At 35.8% G+C, this 19,351-nt stretch carries 13 protein-coding genes and 1 pseudogene; 1 reads left to right on the top strand and 13 read right to left on the bottom strand.

Annotation, left to right across the window (positions count from 1 at the left end; translation table 11 throughout):
* Positions 1-384: 384 nt before the first annotated feature.
* The 11 genes and pseudogenes from hutI (BK137_RS19400) to BK137_RS19350 all read right to left on the bottom strand — a co-directional run bounded on the left by hutI (BK137_RS19400) (position 385) and on the right by BK137_RS19350 (position 14,942).
* A complete protein-coding gene (gene hutI / locus BK137_RS19400; RefSeq protein WP_038182794.1) occupies positions 385-1,677 on the bottom strand; it encodes an imidazolonepropionase in 1,293 nt (430 codons plus the stop codon).
* Positions 1,678-1,683: 6 nt separating this feature from the next.
* Complete coding sequence (hutU, locus tag BK137_RS19395; protein WP_038182797.1) at positions 1,684-3,354, bottom strand: urocanate hydratase; 1,671 nt, start codon at positions 3,352-3,354, stop codon at positions 1,684-1,686.
* A gap of 15 nt (positions 3,355-3,369) precedes the next feature.
* Positions 3,370-3,537, bottom strand: a pseudogene (locus tag BK137_RS19390) (YjiH family protein); the annotation flags it as partial.
* Between the two features lie 444 nt (positions 3,538-3,981).
* Positions 3,982-5,151 carry a hypothetical protein gene (locus BK137_RS19385; RefSeq protein ID WP_038182802.1) on the bottom strand — a complete coding sequence of 390 codons (1,170 nt, stop codon included), beginning with the start codon at positions 5,149-5,151 and terminating at the stop codon, positions 3,982-3,984.
* Positions 5,152-5,185: 34 nt separating this feature from the next.
* Positions 5,186-6,364, bottom strand: a complete 1,179-nt coding sequence (locus BK137_RS19380; RefSeq protein ID WP_051448661.1) for an amidohydrolase — start codon at positions 6,362-6,364, stop codon at positions 5,186-5,188.
* 71 nt (positions 6,365-6,435) lie between these two features.
* Complete coding sequence (gene hutH / locus BK137_RS19375) at positions 6,436-7,953, bottom strand: histidine ammonia-lyase (RefSeq protein WP_038182805.1); 1,518 nt, start codon at positions 7,951-7,953, stop codon at positions 6,436-6,438.
* Positions 7,954-7,988: 35 nt separating this feature from the next.
* A complete protein-coding gene (locus tag BK137_RS19370) occupies positions 7,989-9,305 on the bottom strand; it encodes a Na+/H+ antiporter family protein (RefSeq protein WP_038182806.1) in 1,317 nt (438 codons plus the stop codon).
* Between the two features lie 58 nt (positions 9,306-9,363).
* The gene (locus BK137_RS19365) at positions 9,364-10,524 is read right to left on the bottom strand and encodes a M20/M25/M40 family metallo-hydrolase (protein WP_051448662.1); all 1,161 of its coding nucleotides are present in this window, start codon (positions 10,522-10,524) and stop codon (positions 9,364-9,366) included.
* Positions 10,525-10,537: 13 nt separating this feature from the next.
* On the bottom strand, positions 10,538-11,806 hold the full coding sequence (hutI, locus tag BK137_RS19360; RefSeq protein WP_038182807.1) for an imidazolonepropionase: 1,269 nt from the start codon (positions 11,804-11,806) through the stop codon (positions 10,538-10,540).
* A 15-nt stretch (positions 11,807-11,821) separates the two neighbouring features.
* Positions 11,822-13,159: a YjiH family protein gene (locus tag BK137_RS19355; RefSeq protein ID WP_038182808.1), complete on the bottom strand. Its 1,338-nt coding sequence runs from the start codon at positions 13,157-13,159 to the stop codon at positions 11,822-11,824.
* A gap of 61 nt (positions 13,160-13,220) precedes the next feature.
* Complete coding sequence (locus tag BK137_RS19350; protein WP_038182817.1) at positions 13,221-14,942, bottom strand: urocanate hydratase; 1,722 nt, start codon at positions 14,940-14,942, stop codon at positions 13,221-13,223.
* 314 nt (positions 14,943-15,256) lie between these two features.
* On the opposite strand from BK137_RS19350, the gene BK137_RS19345 reads away from it, so the two are divergent.
* Positions 15,257-16,945, top strand: coding sequence for a sigma-54 interaction domain-containing protein (locus BK137_RS19345; RefSeq protein WP_051448663.1), 1,689 nt, complete (start codon positions 15,257-15,259; stop codon positions 16,943-16,945).
* A gap of 254 nt (positions 16,946-17,199) precedes the next feature.
* On the opposite strand, the gene BK137_RS19340 is transcribed toward BK137_RS19345, so the two are convergent.
* Together BK137_RS19340 and BK137_RS19335 are read right to left on the bottom strand one after the other, a co-directional pair.
* Entirely contained in the window at positions 17,200-17,877 is a 678-nt protein-coding gene (locus BK137_RS19340) for a hypothetical protein (protein WP_038182820.1), read from the bottom strand.
* Complete coding sequence (locus BK137_RS19335) at positions 17,878-19,086, bottom strand: pyocin knob domain-containing protein (RefSeq protein WP_051448664.1); 1,209 nt, start codon at positions 19,084-19,086, stop codon at positions 17,878-17,880. It abuts the gene before it with no gap.
* Positions 19,087-19,351 lie beyond the last annotated feature (265 nt).

The following is a 19,351-nucleotide window of genomic DNA, read 5'->3' as shown; positions in this document are numbered from 1 at the left end:
AATAATCTGGATTAGCATTCATTACAGCTTGTACTAACTTCTTATGCCAACTTCTGCTTTTACTATGATTCTTTATTTGATATCTGTGTAATTGCTCAAAAAACATTGTCTTTCCATTATACTCAACTAGAAGAGTAGGAAAGTTTATGCTCCTACCTGTATTATCCCTATATGTTTTTGAAGAAACCTGAACGTATACCATATATATTCACCTATACCTAAATTTTGATTATAATATTACATATAATACCATAAATATTTCTATATAAATACAATAAAAAAGGTACTACATCATTAATATGTAATACCTTTTAATAGTTTGATTATAAATATTTCACCCTAGATAAGTAAACAATCAGAGGCTCTTCCATAATTATATTATGCTCAATCTGTAACGTTTTGTAATTCACTACATAACACGCCATTCTCAACAACAACTCGACCATTCTTAATGACCGTATGTGTATGATTCATACCATAGAAGTACTGCAGTTGCTGATAATTTTCAACATCTAGGATGAGTACATCTGCTTTTTTGCTCGCTTCAAGTGAGCCAATTTCATGCCCTCTATTAATCGCATAGGCTGCATTGATAGTTGTTGCTGTTAATACTTCCTCCATTGTCATGCCCATATTCATACATGCTAAATTCATGATAAATGGCAGAGAGATTGTTGGTGAAGAACCTGGATTAAAATCAGTTGAAATCGCTACTGGAACGCCTTCATCAATCATTAATCGTCCTCTAGCGGAATCTGCTTTTAAAAAGAATGCAGTCCCTGGTAATAATACCGCAACCGTACCAGCTTCGGCCATATCACGAATGCCTTTATCAGATGCCACTAGTAAATGCTCTGCTGAAATAGCTCCCACTTCAGCAGCAAGCTCAGCGCCTTCATATGGCTCAATTTCATCTGCATGAATTTTAGGGATCAATCCATGTTCTTTCCCAGCTAATAATATCCTGCGTGACTGCTCAGGAGTGAACACACCTTTTTCACAAAAGACATCATTAAACTCGGCAAGATTGCCTTCCGCTACTCTCGGAATCATGTCATTGATAATAATGTCTACAAATGCATCTGGATTGTTTTTATATTCAGCAGGAACTGCATGAGCACCCATGAAGGTACTCACTACATCTACTACATGATTTTCCTGAAGCTTTTTCGCGACTTGGAGCTGCTTTTCCTCAGTAGTCCAATCTAAGCCATAGCCACTTTTCGACTCAACAGTTGTGATACCATGTTTTAAAAAATTATTGAGATGTTCATATGTTTTTTCATAAAGATGTTCAAATGTTGCTTCTCGTGTTTTTTTCGTCGTAGCATGAATTCCACCACCGGCATTCATAATGTCCATATAGGTTGCACCGTTTAGACGCATTTGGAATTCATTTTCTCGAGTACCACCAAAGACTAGATGTGTATGTGCATCCACTAAGCCTGGCATAACCACTTTACCAGTAGCATCAATTATTTTCGCTTGTGATACCAATTCTGGATAATCTGCTCTTATAGATGCTTTTGTACCTGTTGCTATAATACGATCTCCACTTATTAATACACTACCATTTTCAATGATTTGTATATTGCTCATTTCTTCTTTTATGCGAGCTTTTTTCTTCGTGCCCTGTAAAGTAATTAATTGATTTGCATTTTCAATCAGTATAATCATATGTGATCACCCTTCTGTTTTTAACATTGGCATATGCACATTCTTTTCTTGTGCTGTTTTGATAGCGATGTCATAACCTGCATCCGCATGACGAACAATGCCCATTCCAGGGTCTGATATTAATACTCTATTAATCTTTTCTGATGCCATTTCTGTACCGTCTGCGACAAGCACTTGCCCTGCATGTTGTGAATACCCCATTCCTACTCCGCCACCATGGTGGACACTTACCCAACTCGCGCCTCCTGCAGTATTGACTAAAGCATTCAATATTGGCCAATCAGATACTGCATCTGAACCGTCTTTCATACCCTCAGTTTCACGGTTTGGTGATGCAACTGAACCTGAATCTAAATGATCACGGCCGAATACGATTGGTGCTTTTAACTCACCAGATGCAACCATTTCATTTACTTTTAAAGCAAAACGATGACGGTCTCCATATCCTAACCAACAAATACGTGCAGGTAGACCTTGCCATTTGACCATTTTCTGTGCCATATCAATCCAGTTCACAAGACCTTCATCATCTGCAAACATTTCTTTAGCAAGAGCATCTGTTTTGTAAATATCTTCTGGATCACCTGAAAGTGCAGCCCATCGGAATGGTCCTTTTCCTACGCAGAATAATGGACGAATGTATGCTGGAACAAAACCAGGGAAATCAAATGCATTTGCGACACCCATTTCTTGAGCGTATTTGCGAATATTATTACCGTAATCAAATACTTCTGCTCCTGCAGTTTGGAAATCTAGCATGGCTTGCACATGATCAGCCATCGCTTGCTTTGCCTTTTGCTCATACTTTTTCGGATCACTCTTGCGTAACTGAAGTGCTTCATCAAGTGTCATATTGTTCGGAATATAGCCATTTAATGGGTCATGCGCACTTGTTTGATCCGTTACGAAATCCGGAACAATCCCACGGTCAAAAATTTCACGATAGACATCCGCACAGTTACCTACAAGGCCTATTGAAGCAGGTTCATTTTTGCCTTGAAGCTGTTTAGCTAATTTCAAGGCTTCATCTAAATCTTCCGCTAAATAATCACAATACCCTTCCTTGATTTTACGCTCAATACGTTTTTTATCGACTTCAACAACTAAAATAACTGCTCCAGCCATTTTACCAGCTAGCGGTTGAGCGCCACTCATACCACCCATGCCACCAGTTAAGATTAATTTCCCTTTTAAATCTGCTGTGCCAAATACTTTTTTGCCCGCTTCCACAAAGCTTAAATATGTGCCTTGCAAAATACCTTGTGCGCCAATATAGATCCAACTTCCAGCTGTCATTTGTCCATACATCATTAAGTCTTTATCTTCTAATTCATAAAAGTGCTCCCAATTTGCCCACGCAGGAACTAAGTTTGAATTTGCGATTAATACACGTGGTGAATGCTCATATGTGCGGAAAACTGCGACAGGTTTCCCTGATTGCACAAGTAAAGTTTCATCATTTTCTAGCTTTTTCAATGACTCAATAATTTGTGCGTAGCTCTCCCAATTACGAGCAGCTTTCCCTATTCCCCCGTAAACAACAAGTTCATCAGGATTTTCAGCAACCTCTGGATCTAAATTATTCATTAACATACGCATAGCCGCCTCTTGCGTCCAGCCTTTACAAGTTAATTCACTACCAGTTGGTGCTTTAATATTCTGCATAACGTTTTCCATCATGACACGCTCCTTTTAAAATAGTAAAAATGCAATAGGTGTTACTAAAATTAGTGTTAAAACAACACGTTGGAACCAAATAATAATTAGTTGACGTATCGTTAAAGGAATAATTGCTGAGAAAAATAAAATAACGGAAATAGACACAACAGCTACTATAAATTTGGTCACGACCGTTGCTTTCACGTTAAAAGATGAGTATATTGTAGAGCAAGGTGATTCAGAAGTGATTGTAACTGAAAAAAGACTATCATTTTCTCGAATGTCCTCCATTTCAACCACTCCCCTTTTTATAATTTTAAAATTCTGACCATTAAATATATATGTAAAAAAGTTTTAAAAAAGAGGAATTATTTTGGATTACATGGAATTATATTAGATTAGGTAAGGAAATTCTTTAAAATATTCATTAATATCGTGTTAATCATAAAAAATCATTTATCATCTTAAATAGAAAGTACTACATTGTTTATTTATTAATATTAGAATTCGCTAAAAGATTGTAATTTATATAACCTGCTATTTAATTATAAAACAATAAAAAATAGTAGATCAATGCCAGATGTATGGCATTGGTCTACTATTTGTAATTTAATAAATAATTAAATTTAATTGAATATTCGGAATTTAAAGGGTGTTAATTAGTATAGAAGATATAACTACAGAGCCGATTGTAACTGTGGTGAATCCTCCAACTAACATTGGTGTTAATACCTCATTGAATATTTGTTCTTGTTCTTCTTCGTTTCTTCCAATACTCCGTCCTACTTCTTCACAGATAATATAATCCCCTGGAAAACCGAATGTCGATGTTAAGGCGACTGGAATAGCTTTGTTAGGATCCCATTTAAAAATTTTTGCCCCTATAAATCCACCAACAATTATTCCTATCACGCCAATTATTAAAATAGTTGCTACTGCTGGCAAGTAATCTATAAACATACTAAACGTAATATCATTGCTCATAGCAATAACCATTACAATTATCCCTGCCATACCAACTGTAAAACTGTTTGAACGCTCCATAATTCGATCAGGGAAAATCTTAACAAGTCTACCTATAATACCTATAGACAATGCCCATAAGCTGTAAGGGATTCCTGTCATTTTAGCAAGGGCAACTGCTAATGCACCACCAACAAACAACATAAATAATAACACTAAGTTAGAAAGATACTTTTTAGGAATGACTAATTTCATTTCGTTTTCTTCATCAAATTTTTCACTATTGGTCGATACAAAAGTTCCATTTTCAATTTTCCCACGTATTTTCAAAGCATGTTTTCGTAGTAATAACGAGGCAATCGGCATGCCTATTAATGATTGAAATGCCAATATTAATGCTGGTATCGTTAAAAGACTAACAAACCCTAATTCTTTTAACCCCTCCGATGTTATTAATACTGCCATTATGCCTCCATTTAATGGTCCAACTCCTGCGACTGCTGTTCCATAGTCGAATATAAATGTGACTATCCCTAGAATTAACGAACTCGCAATAATCATTCCAATGATAGCGATAATTACAGCTTGCCACTGTGACTTTATCATTTTCAACGGTATTAATGTGCCCATATGCACTAATATTGGTGCAGTACCCAAGACTGCTCCTACGGTTAAAAAAGAAGAATTAATTATTAAATCTTTTGGAAAAATCCCTGTCCAAAGTAAAACCAAATACCCAACCATAGCCACAAAAAGCATTGGTACTCTTGCCTTTGTGATAATTGATATTACTTCACCTAAAGCTATTAATCCCAATATAAACATACTAGCGATTACTGGATCTGATAACATTAATGTCCTCCTTTTATGATTAGGATATTAAAAGTTACATATTTAATTTCTTAGCCGTATGAACAAAAACTTTAACACCTATCTCTAAGGCATCTTCATTTATTTGAAACTTTGGATGATGATGTGGGTAATTCAAAGTTTCATCTTCAAAACCAGCTCCAATTCCAAGAAATACTCCTGGTGCTTTTGATAAGTAAGCAGAGAAATCCTCTCCCCCCATAAAAGGCGGTACATGAAGTATATATTCTGCGCCCATTTCTTTCTTCACTACTTCTTCAATAGTAGCAATAATTTGCTCATCATTATATACAGAGTCATATCCATAGGTAAATTCCAAATTATAATCTGCTTCATGGGACGCTACGATATTTTTGACATTCACCTCAATCTGTCTTGCTATTTCCTCTCGGACGCTTCGAGAGTAAGTTCGAACCCCACCACCGATTACAATCCTTTCTGGAATAATATTCTTCGCTGCTCCTCCATTAAATTCTGTTACTGCTAAAACTGCTTGTTCTTTTGCAGCAATTTTTTGAGGGATAATCTGATGTAAACTATTTACAATTTGTGAACCTATTAAAATCGGATTAATGGAATCTTCCGGCTGTGAGGAATGACCTCCTTTGCCGATAACATCAATTTCAAATGTATCAGAATTCGCTGTAAAATAACCTGGGCAAAATCCAATTTTCCCAGTTGGTAGCATGCTAAAAACGTGTAAGCCCAAAATTCCATCAACACCATCCATTACATTTGCTGCTACCATCTCACTCGCACCACCAGGTAACACTTCCTCAGCATGCTGAAAAATGAAACGAATCTCACCTTTAATTTTATGCTGTTGCTTTGATAGTATTTTTGCTACTCCGAGTAGGATGGCCGTATGTGCATCATGTCCACAAGCATGCATTACATCAGGAACTTTTGAAGCATATGGAAGATCCACTTCCTCTTGAATAGGTAGTGCATCCATATCAGCTCTAAATGCAATCACTTTTCCAGGTTCGTTTCCTATTAGGCGCGCGACGATACTTGTTTTAGTAGGTTTAGAAAGTTCGAGATTTGGAAAAGTTGATAAAGTTTTAAATATAAAAGCTGATGTTTCATATTCGTTGAAAGATAATTCCGGGTTTTCATGTAAATACTGTCTCCAGGAAATAACATCATTCATTACTTGTTGAATTGCTGTACTTTGTTCTTGTATCTTACTCATGATTCCACCCTTTTCTCTTTATTTTTTTTAAAAAGAATAGGATGAGAGTATCTCATCCTATCACTCATTAATTAAAGTAAATCATTACTTTGAAGTAAAAATTTCGCAAGTGCTTCTGTTTCTTCACTTATTGCTTTATCTGCAGTAAGTGGTGGACAAATTTCTCTCACTTTCTCTAAGTAAGCTCTTGTTCCTGGAGCTAATTGATCCTCTATTTTCTCTAAATAAATTGCTTGTGAGGCTGCAATTAGCTCTATTGCTATGACCCTTGCTACATTATGCACAATTTGATGTACTTGTCTTGCAGCTGTTGTTCCCATACTCACGTGATCTTCTTGGTTACCAGAGGTTGGAATAGAATCTACACTAGCTGGATGGGCTAGTACTTTGTTTTCAGAAACTATTGAAGCAGCAACATATTGTAATACCATTAGGCCACATTCTAACCCTGGGTCAGTAGCCAAGAATGGCGATAACCCACTTAATGATGGGTTAACTAGCCGTTCTGTACGCCGCTCTGAAATATTTGCCCATTCAGATACACTAACTTTTAGAAAATCCATTGCTAGAGCAATTGGTTGACCATGGAAATGTCCGCCAGAAATGACTTCTCCATTTTCCAACACGATAGGGTTATCGGTAGTTGCATTCATTTCTGTTAATAGACGTTCTTCTACATAATTAAATGTCTGCCAAGATGCGCCGTGTACTTGTGGAATACAACGAATAGAATAGGCATCTTGCATTCGAACCTCACCTTGCTTAGTAACTCGTTTACTCCCTTCTAACCACCCGCGCATTCGACTTGCTACAAATTCAAGTTCTTTATGTGGTCTAACTGCTAGTAATTCTGGATCAAATGCTGAGATAATTCCTTGTAGAGCTTCCATTGTTAAACATGCGGCCATATCTGCTGCATAACCGATTCGCTCTGCCTCATTTAAGGTTATCACACCAATTCCTGTCATTGCCTGTGTTCCATTTATTAAGGCCAATCCTTCTTTTGCTTTTAATCTCACCGGTTGCAAACCTACTTTTTCTAAAGCTTCTCCACCAGTAATAATCTCACCTTCAAATTCGGCTTTGCCTTCACCTATTAATACGAGAGCAATATGCGCTAAGGGAGCTAGGTCTCCACTTGCTCCTACTGACCCTTGTGACGGCACCACAGGATGAATTTTATTATTAATCAAATCCACTAATAGTTGCAAAGTATCTTCACAAATTCCGGAGAACCCCTTAGCTAGAGCATTTGTACGTAATATCATCATTGCACGAACAATTTCTTTAGATAGTAGCTGACCTACTCCTACCGCATCAGCACGCAGTAAGTTCAATTGTAATAACTCAATATCCTCATCCTCTATCTTCACATCACTTAACTTTCCAAACCCTGTATTTACACCATAGATTGTCTCACCTTCAGCTAATCTTTTTTCAATACGCTTCCGACTTTCCCGAACTCTTTTCCAACTATTATCTGAAATAGAAACGGTCGCTTCACCATCCACAATTCGCTGAATATCATGTCTAGTAAGCGAATTACCATCCAGTTCAATCGTTTTTAATTTTACTGTTGTTTCTCCCATTTCAAAACCACCTCATAAATTGAATATTCTGATTTTTATAAAACCATTGCTGCAATAATTCCGAAGATAAATAACGGAATGTTGTAATGAATAAATGTTGGTACGCATGTATCCCATATATGATCATGTTGTCCATCTGCATTTAATCCTGATGTTGGTCCAAGAGTACTATCTGATGCTGGGGACCCCGCATCTCCTAATGCACCTGCCGTACCAATAATGGCAGCAGTAGCTAAAGGACTAAAGCCTATTGAGATACATAAAGGAACAAATACAACTGCAAGAATCGGTACAGTTCCAAATGATGTACCTATTCCCATTGTTACAAGTAAACCAATAAATAACAATAGAATTGCTGTAATTAATTTACTATCTCCTGTCACACCATTTACGGCATTTACTAATTCGCTAATTGCATTCGTTTCTTTTAAAATAGTGGCATATCCAGAAGCTATAAGCATGATAAAGGCTATCACCCCCATTAATTTGACGCCACCTTGCACTACATCTTCGCCCTCTTTTATCGTTACAATTCGACCTACAAACATTACAATAATTCCAGATAATGCCCCTAACACCAATGAACTAAACGTTAATTGAATTGCTAATGCAACAATTACAGCAAAAATTGTTATTCCATCTCTAAGCTCAAATTTCCGTTTCGGATGTTCATCTTTTGCTTCTTTTAAAAATTCAATATCTTCATTTGTTTGTGCATAATTTCGTGGCTTTCGATAAGTAATGAATATCGCTATAAACAAACCAACCCACATGCCAATAGCTGGTATAATCATTGCTAATGGAACACTAGTCTGATTTATTGCCATACCGTTCTTAGTCATTTCCGTTGCAATAATACCCTGGAATATCAAACCGTATGCTACTGGGATACACATATAAGGCATTTTCAAACCAAAAGTCAGAGCTGAGGCTAATGCTCGACGATCAATTTTCAATTTATTGAAAAAGTATAAAAGCGGCGGAACTAATATGGGAATAAAAGCAATATGAACAGGTATTAATGTTCCGGACAAACAGGCGGTTAAAGCTAATCCAAAAATAAAAATGTACTTACTAGGTTTCTTAATAGTTAATAATCTATTAATTAAGACATCTGGTATACCAGAATGAGCAATCATCGCTGCAAAAATCCCTAATAAGATATAACTTAATGCTGTCCCAGATTGCGCTCCCATACCATCTATAAAAATGGTCATTGTTTCATTAAGCGGTAGACCAACAACTAAACCTGCTACTATCGCAGCAATCAATAACGCAAAGATAACATGCACCCTTAATAAGCTTAGTACCGTTAGAATAATAACAGATATCAACACCGGATTATCTAACATATTTCCCCTCCCACCTTATTTAAGAAATCGCTTTCTTATTCTAAAATAACACTACAAATTATTTATTATTCTCATACCATTGCTCTATTAATGAAGCTGTTAATCTTCCTGTATTAATTAGATTTTCTATACTAATACATTCTCTATATGAATGAATATTCTGAAACCCGTTACCTAAAGTAATACATGTTAAGCCATTTTCATTAAGTACATTTGTATCTGCTCCTCCTAACGTATTCGTTAAATACGGCTGAATGTTAATTTGTCGAGATGCATCTGTAACATTTTGAACGAGAATATGTTCTTTAGGAATATCAAAACCGCTGTATTTCTTTTCTAGAGTGATTTCTACTACTCCCCCCAGTTCTTTTGCTGCTTCTTTCATCATCTGTTCCATATGTCGAAGTTGCGCATTTAACTTTTCTTTTGAAAAACTTCTTACTTCTCCAGCTAGTGTGACAGTACCCGGAATAATAGATGTTAATTCTCCGCCTTCTATCAGACCAATATTTGCTAAGGTCTCTTCATCTACTTTACCTAACTTCATTTTTAGTAAACCAGCCGCTGCGATTACAAAAGCACTATTACCTTCTTCGGCATTTAGAGCAATATGCGCCGCATTTCCTTTTACCTTTAAATAAATGCGACTACTAAAAGGTCCTTTTAAAATGGTTTGACCAACATCCCCACTACTATCAAAAATATAACCTACTTTACTTTTAACCTTGCTATAATCCATAAAACGAGCACCTACTAAACCTGGTTGTTCATTTACAGTTAACAACAATTCAATAGGGCCATGAGGAACCTCACTCTCAATAACAGCTCGGATAGCTTCGATATAAGAAGCGAGTGCTGCGCGATCATCTGCTCCTAAAATAGTTGTGCCATCAGAATAAATGACACCATCTTTTATAATTGGTTTAAGGTTTTTCGTTGGTAAAACGGTATCCATATGCGTTGAAAAGAACAATGGTGGAATAGTAGAATCCGTTCCTTCTTTCCAAGCTACTAAGTTCCCAACTTCACCGTTAAAGTTGTTATGAGCTTCATCAAATTCAATTGTAAATCCAAGTTTAGGAAGTTCATTTGCTAAATAATCAGCAACAAGTTTCTCTTTTGTGCTAGGGCCATTGATTTTTGCAAGATCTAAAAATAATTTTAGTAAGCGTTGTTCATTTACTTGTGAAGCAGCTTTCGAATGCAATTCCACTTTCATTTTTATTCCTCCTCTATAATTCAACATTCTCTAAAATTTTGGCTTTTTCCTCATAAACTACTTCCCCACGTTTAATCACTGTATCTACTAAATTCGAACCAAGTTCATAGGCAACATGCTTATAATTTGGTACATCCCATATTTGAAGATCTGCAAGGTTGCCAACAGCTATTGTTCCTCGATCTTCTAAATTTAATGCCTTTGCTCCGCCCCAAGTAGCAGCTTTAATCGCTTCTTCAACTGAAAATTGATAAAGCCTGCAGGCCAATTGCATAACAAATTGCATTGACGTTGTATAACATGCAGGACACATATCCGTTGCAAGAGCTACAATCATGCCAGAATCCAACATCTGTCTAGCATTAAAAGGCTTTTTGTGAGCAACTGCAAAATCAAGCGCAGGCATAACGACTCCCACTACTTTTCTATCTGCTAATCTTTTCATAACATGATCTGGAGTATAGTTTAAGTGATCAATTGATACCATTTTCATATCAGCCGCTAAATCTGAACCCCCGATATAGGAGTACGCATCAGCATGAATTTTAGGAAGCATTCCGGCTGCTAATCCCGCTTCTAAAATTTGTCTAGACTCTTCTGCAGTAAAATAGCCTTCATCACACCATACATCGCAAAATTCAGCTAGATTCTGTTCTCCAACTTGCGGAATCATTTCTTCAATAATAACTTTTAAGTATTGTTCTTTTGTCATGCCCTCTGGGAAACCATGTGCACCTAAAAATGTATTTATTACATCTATTGGTGTCTCATCTTGCAATTTACGGCCCACTTCAAGAATCTTTAACTCGCTTTCAATCGTTAAACCATATCCACTTTTACTTTCAACTGTTGTTGTACCATGCTTGAGCATTGAATACATTCTTTTTTTGGATTGGTTTAACAATTCACTTGCAGGTTGATCACGAGTCAGTTCAATTGTTCGATTAGGGCCGGTTTTCATTTCTAATTTCTTTACATTTTCTTCAACATTACCAAAAAGTTTAGCTGCATATTCTTCCACCCTGCTACCATAAAAAACCAAATGTGTATGTGAATCAACAAAGCCTGGTGCTACAACTTTTCCAGTGGCATCAATAACATTGCGATTGTCTCGAACATAGCGATTATTTACTTCTTTTTGGGAGCATATTTCAATAATTACTTCATCTTTTATGACAATTGCAACATTAGTTAACGGACAAATATCTGACATTTTGTCACCTACACAGCTTACTACTTGTGCAGGATTTTCAATAATTAACTGTGGTCTAATCTTAGTCAAATCAATTACTCCTTTCTACAAAAGCAAATATACAATTGGCGTTGCAATTATTAACGTCAACACTGTTCTAATGAACCAAATAACTATCATTTGACCAACGTTTATAGGAATCTCAGTTGATAAAATACAAGGTATTAGCGCTGAAAAGAACAAAATAGCCGAAATAGATAATACTGCAATAATGAACCTAGTTTCTAATGGCGCTTCTAAAATAACTAATGATGGTAAAAACATATCGATTAAATTAATAACCGCAGCTTTTGCCGCTAACAATGGTTCTGCTATTTGTAATAAATAAGTTAGTGGATAAAAGATATATGCTAGGTAATCAAAAATTGGCGTATTATTCACTAGAAGCAAGCCTATTAATCCAATAGACATAATAGTTGGCAGTATCCCCATTGCCATTACTATTCCATCCTTTACGTTCTCTATTATGTTTTTCCAAATACTTTTTGCATGCTCTGCGGTAGTTAAACCTTCATTCCAAGCATGCTTCAATCTATTTTTTGTAACAATTTGTTCAGGATCACCTGGCTTATTTTTATAATAGTTATTACTCATGTTACGTATCGGCCAAATACGTACTGTAATTGCTGTCACAAGAAATGTTACAAAAAATGTCGTCCAAAAATACAAATTCCATATAGACATCAAATCCAGTGTATTAGCTACAACAATCATAAAAGTTGCGGATACCGTTGAAAATCCTGTAGCTATAATTGCTGCTTCCTTTGCCGTATATTTTCCTTCCTTAAAGATACGGTTTGTTATTAATAAACCTATGGAATAACTACCAACGAATGAAGCAACAGCATCTACAGCAGATCGTCCAGGGGTTTTCCAAAATGGTCGCATAATAGGCTGCATTAGAATACCAATGAATTCTAATAGACCATATCCTACTAGAAGTGCTAAAAAAACAGCGCCTATCGGGACAAGAACACCTATTGGAGTAAGTAGTGCGTTGTACCAATATGGTCCCATATCCTCAGCCATCAACCAAGCTGGCCCAATATTAAAAACAACTAGAACTGCTGCAATCGCACCAAATACTTTTAAGAAAGAAATAGAAGCTTCAATCCATGAAGAATTCCATGTTTTTTTATAAAATGGATAAAGAGCACCCAGAATTACTATTACTAAAATGTAGTAAACAATAATGGAACTAAAAGTTGTTCGAATCCACCCAACTAAGTGATCTAGTGGGATAGAGTTTTTTCCATTAATCGTAAGCGGTAAGAAAAACATAAATATGCCTAATATACTGCATAAGAAGAACTTTAAAATAGTTGTCGCTGAATACTTCCTGTTTTCAACTTGGTCATTTCCTATTTGCCCTATTTTTTGCATTTTTCCACCTCAATTCATTTAAAAAGGGCCTAACATTTTTGATTAGACCCACAAAAATTTATTACTTCAGCACACTAGTTTTTTTTACATCTTTTGGTCCAAATGTAGCTGTTGGCTCCCACCATAATGGAACTTGAATACTTTCATTTGTTAATTTACCTTTCCCATTTGCTACTTCTTTAGCAGTTTCATAACCTGCTTGTGCATGGCGTATTACTCCAATACCCGAATCGACTGTCATAGCAACTTCAAGGCGCATATCCGCTTCTTCAGTACCATCAGCAATCATTGTTACTCCAGTATGAACAGCTTCACCCATAGAATAATTAGCCTGTAGGGCGATTAAGTCACACATTCCAACTGCATTCAATAAGCCATTTAATACTGGCCAGTCCGAAATTAAATCTCCACCATCTTTCATATTTTCAGACTCAAATGTTGGATTTACAATTGATCCAGAGTCTAAATTGTCGCGAGAAAATGCAACTGGTCCGCTCAATTCCCCTTTACGGATCATGTCATTTACTTCTAGTGCAAATTTTTTGCGTTGGCCAAATCCCATATAACAAATACGAGCTGGTAATGCTTCAATTGGAATATGTTCTTTTGCTAACTTAATCCAACGTGTGACTAATAAATCATCACTAAATTTTTCTAAAATCATATCATCAATTTTACGTAAATCTTCAGCTTCACCTGACATACAAATCCATCGGAATGGCCCACGTCCTTCACAGAATAATGGACGGATGTATTCTGCAACAAATCCAGGTAAACGTTTTGCTTCTTTTGCATCCATTCCCGCATCAATACATTCTTTACGAATGCTCGTGCCATATTCAAATGAATTTACGCCCAAATCTAAGAACTTTATAAGTGCATTAAGTTCACGAACCATAGTTTTACGAGCTTCTACTAGGTATTTATCGCGATCTGATTTACGTAATGCCTCAGCCTCTTCTACTGTATAATTCGCAGGTAAATATGCAAATGGATCATGCGCAGGAGTCATAGAAGTAGTAATGTCTGGCAAGAAATTCTTCTCTAAAGCTTCTTCAAAAATATCTGCAGCGTTTCCAACTACTGCAATACCTATTGCTTCTCCCTTTTCTGCTTTCTCCTTTGCTAGTGAGACGGCTTTATCGAACGATTCAACAACTACATCTATAAATCCTTTTTCAATACGGCGATTAATAATTTCAATATTTGAATCGCATAAAATCGCGACACCCCCGTGCATCGTCATAGCACGTGTTTGATTTCCGCCCATGCCCCCTGCACCTGCAGTCAGTAAAATTTTCCCTACTAATGAATCGTTGTAGTGTAAACGAGCAATTGCAGAAAGTGTTTCAAATGTGCCTTGAATTACACCTTGTGTTCCGATATATTCCCAAGGTGCTGCAGTGTAATTAGCATACATCGTCAGGTTTTTATCTTGTAAATCATAAAACGTTGGCCAATCAGCTTTCATGATATTTGTAGTTGCCATAACAACAGTTGGAGCATATTTGTGTGTTTTGAAAATAGCAACCGGCATACCTGATTGAACGACTAAAGTTTCATCATCTTCCAAGTTTTTAAGAGAATCAACAATCGCATGGTACGATTCCCAATTTCGAGCTGCTTTCCCAATCCCTCCATAGATTACTAACTCCTCAGGTTTTTCTGCATTTTCCATATTGTTTTCAAGCATTCTTAAAATTACTTCTTGTCTCCACCCTTTACAACGAAGTACATTTCCTCTTTGTGCTTTTACTGAGTATAAAATTTCTGGTGTTTTCATAAATAAATGCCCCCTTTTAGGTTATACAAATAATATAAGCAAAAGGTGTGCCAACTCTTTTTTATAAAACCAAATCACTAATGGTTAAATAATAAGATATGGGACTTTCAACGAATTTAATTATTTTCATAAGAGTTAAATTAAATTTTTTCATTACATTTCTCTTTAAAAACTGCAGATAAATTTTGCAAAAAAAAACTATAAATCTATAAAATTCTTATTTTTCTGAAATATCAATGTTTTATGTTACAATTCTATGTAGCAGATAAATTTTGCATATATGAGCATAATAGTTTCAAAGGGGGACTTTTTCATTGATCGAAGAATTAAAAAGACTAGTGGATAACCTTTGTACGAATGTCATTGTGATGAACGAACAGTTTGAAATTCTATGGTGGAAAACCCATCCGAATATTTCATTACATTTGCGAAAAAATATTTCTATTTGTGAAGTATTTCAGATAGATAAAAGCGAGTTGGAGAATAATACAATCATTTCAATTGATGGACGTCATTATAAAATAAAGTTAGACTCTTACTCATTTGAGTATAATTTTATATTTCTAACATTCGAAGATATTGGTGACCTTTCAAATAATCAAACTAATCGCCTTTTTTGTTTAGAAGAAGTCTTAGAAAACCTTAATGAAGGAGTAATAATTAGTGATCGTGATGGGTGTATCATCTACTACAATAAAGCTCAGGAACAAATGGAACAAATGAAAAAAAATGTAGTTTTAAACAACAAACTTTGGGATGTTTATAAGTACAATAGAAGACAATCTGAACATGCGCATATCTTCAAAACGGGTAAGCCCATTTACGCAAAATACAAAGCTCATTCTAAAACAAATAATGGACCACAATACGTGGGCTATAGTTCTTTTCCAATACAAAAAGACGGACAAACAATTGCAGTATTTTCGATAAGCCATACTGAAACCAGTTTAAAAAACAAACTTCTAGAAACAATTGAATTAAAACGTAGTCTCGTTTCAAAGGATTTTCAGGTGATAGGAAATACAAATGGAACTCTATATACATTTGAAAATATTAAGGGCGAGAGTCATGTTTTAAAGAAGGCAATTGAAGAGGCACAAAACATTTCACTTTACAATACTGATGCTCTAATTGTCGGTGAAACTGGAACAGGAAAAGAGTTATTTGCTCAAAGTATGCACAATTTCAGTCCACGTGCGAACAATCCATTTGTAGCTGTAAACTGTGCGGCAATTCCTGAAAATTTGCTAGAGAGTACTCTATTTGGTTCAGTTAAGGGAGCCTTTACTGGTGCGGTTGAACAAGAAGGATTATTTGAATATGCAAAGAATGGAACTTTGTTTTTAGATGAAATAAATTCATTGCCGATAACTCTTCAACCTAAACTTATGCGTATTTTACAAGAAAGGGCAGTAAGAAGAGTAGGTAGTAATAAATTAATTCCTATTACTTGTAGTGTTATTAGTGCATCTAATGAGGATCCAGAACTGCTTGCTTCTGAAGGTAGAATGCGATTGGATTTGTTCTATCGAATCGCACATTCAAGTATTTATATTCCCCCATTAAGAGAAAGAGCTGAAGATATATTATTTTTCATCAATCACTTCCTATCAACTTATCAAAAAAAGTATTTAAAACAAAACATTGTACTCTCACCTACACTTTTTAAAACTTTACTCTCGTATGACTGGCCAGGAAATACAAGAGAGTTACAGCACTTAATTGAGAATTTAGTAATTCAAGCTAAGTCTAATGAAACTGTTATCGAATCCTTTTTACCTCATTATCTAAGAAAAAAACTCTCAATTACAGATCGTGTCGAAGAAATAGCAAGGCCACTTAAGTCCATCCTAGAATCTAATCAAGCTAATTATATAGAAAACATACTTGTACGCAATAAATGGAATATAACAGTTGCAGCAAAACAATTAAATATTTCAAGACAATCGTTACAATACCACATAAAAAAATTAGGTCTGGTTAAATCTGAAGAAGTATTTTAGAGTATGATGTGAGAAATATAGATACTCGATTGATATATAGATCAAAAAATTAGTTATAGTAACTAAAAAAACAAACCTATCTACCAACTTATATTGGTGATTAGGTTTGTTTTTTATTATATATTTTTCAACTATGTACTAAGATACTTTACACCTACACTACATATTTTCCTATCTGTTATGGATAAGGGACATAACTTCACGTTTATCAACAAAACGAACAAAAAGGGGCACTGTATGTCCCCCTTGTGTTTTTACACTAATTTAATCGTCATACCTGCTTTATAGACTTTAAAGTTTAACGAATCATCCGTGCTTTTGTCACCATTTGCAGCAAATATTTTTAACTCAATCTGATCTGTCGCCAAGATTGAATCCGTGTTTAACCGAATACTTTTCAAATCCTGTTTAACTCCAACGCTTGGAGTGCTAAACATAATAGCCATTCCATTAACTAAATACTTTTTTTGAGTAGCGTTCCATACATTCACTAGTACAAAGTCTGCTTTGGTTAAGGAATATGAAATTTCTATAGACATTGTAAAATCATAATAATGATTTGGAACTAATAGTCCAATCGGTATAACAAGCCCCGTCCCCGCCCAAGGAGTTGAAACATGGAAATAATCTGGTGTATTTTCTATAATAATTGATGCCTTGTCATTTGCCCTTGCTTTTGCCGTGTTAATCGGCTTGATGATGTTCACAACACCCTTAATGGCTTTCAGTCCCTTGTGGGTTTGAATTCTAAGGAAGGAAGAATTTTCAACCCCACCCACCTTCGCATCGACTAGTTCATAGCAAGCTAGACCTTTATGCGTCATCATCTTTAGAGATTTATCCAGGATAGTCGCATCTTTCATTGAGTACAATGGAATTTCAAATGTCCCTTTTGCTGTTTGGATGCGTTGATAGGCAATAGGCGTACCCATCTATAGATCACTCCTAATCCATACCTTACCAATCGCAGGATTCACTGGGTCTGCTGATAATACTTCGATGATTGCAGGACCATTAACACTACCTTTTCCACTCAATTTCCATGGTGTCCAGTCGGTTAAACCGAACTTTGATCTAATATAGAAATTCTCAGTTCCTTGATGTGGAACATAAAATTGCGCTACGTTGTCGCCCGTTGTGAAAACGGTCATAATTCCATATTCATAGGCACCTACTGGCTGATGAAGAGCTGCTGTTAATCCAGATGGCTCAATGATACGATACGTTCCCATTTTTTGAACCGTATTCCAGTCACGCCCCACTAATTCACCTTCTGAGGACAATCCACCTACACCGATTCTGTTAGTGTGCTCACCATTGTTGACATAACGTTCCTCAGGAAAGAACATCATATTTATATTGTTCATAGAGCTGGTAGAGGTAAATTCCGCAATGGGTCCTTGATGTTGAATCATATGTGTATCCCATAGAACGCCCGTGAATGTATTTCCCATACCCGAAATTTTCAGAATTTGCTTCGTAGTTGTGCTTGGTTGAATCTGCAGATTAGTAAAGATGTTACCTGAACATTCAAATGGAACACTAATATTTGATTCAATCACGATCATTTGATTACACTCTGACAATGTGATCTTATCGAATCGGTTTGCATTGATCCACGTTTGGCCCTTAGTTGGTTCCGTTGCGTTTAATCGAATTCCTATGTCAAAATTCCATATCACCAGTCGTTCAATATTTAGAAATTGAATTTGATGTGTGTCTCCACCCGAGAATAAAGATAAACCTATCCCGCTAGTCGTTGACGTCCAGTTCCACATGACTAAATCACGTATAACTGTTTTGACACTAGTACTATCATACCTATATTTTCCGTCTAAATAGACAACTTCCTTCGCGTAATTATTAATTCCTATACTAATCGTACCACCACAAAAAGAAGCTCCTTGTTCCAACTCAAAACCTCTCAAATTTGCATCTAATGAGTAATGAGTTGCACGTTCTCCTCGTAACTCTACACCTTCACGGATTTTAATTGTTGCGTTTAGTTGGTATTTACGTTCTTCTGCAATGACGACTTTTTGCTTATTAGCAAACGCAAAATCTAACGCCGCTTGAATTTTGATGGCATCCGTCGCCCCTGTAAAGTCACTGACAAACACCTGTGTTTTGGATTCACTCATTCGGAACCTCCACTAATTTAAATTTTAAACCCCTTAACGGAACTTCACTTCATAATCAGACTCTCGGTCTTAATTCTCTTTACCTATATCAAAATCAAGTGGTAAAATGTCCCTCATCAAATAAACGAATCTTAGTAATTAGTTCATTTATTTAGGTTTCCTACTTTTAGATTGATTTTTTAGTGGATGGTTTACTTCAACACTTATTGTGTGATCTGTATTTCTAAAACTTATCGACAATGTTTTATGAAATTCCAATTATCAC

Source organism: Viridibacillus arenosi (assembly GCF_001955655.1).
GTDB classification, from domain to species: Bacteria; Bacillota; Bacilli; order Bacillales_A; family Planococcaceae; genus Viridibacillus; species Viridibacillus arenosi.
The sequence above is the reverse complement of the archived record's forward strand: the minus strand, read 5'-3'. Positions and strand labels throughout refer to the sequence as shown.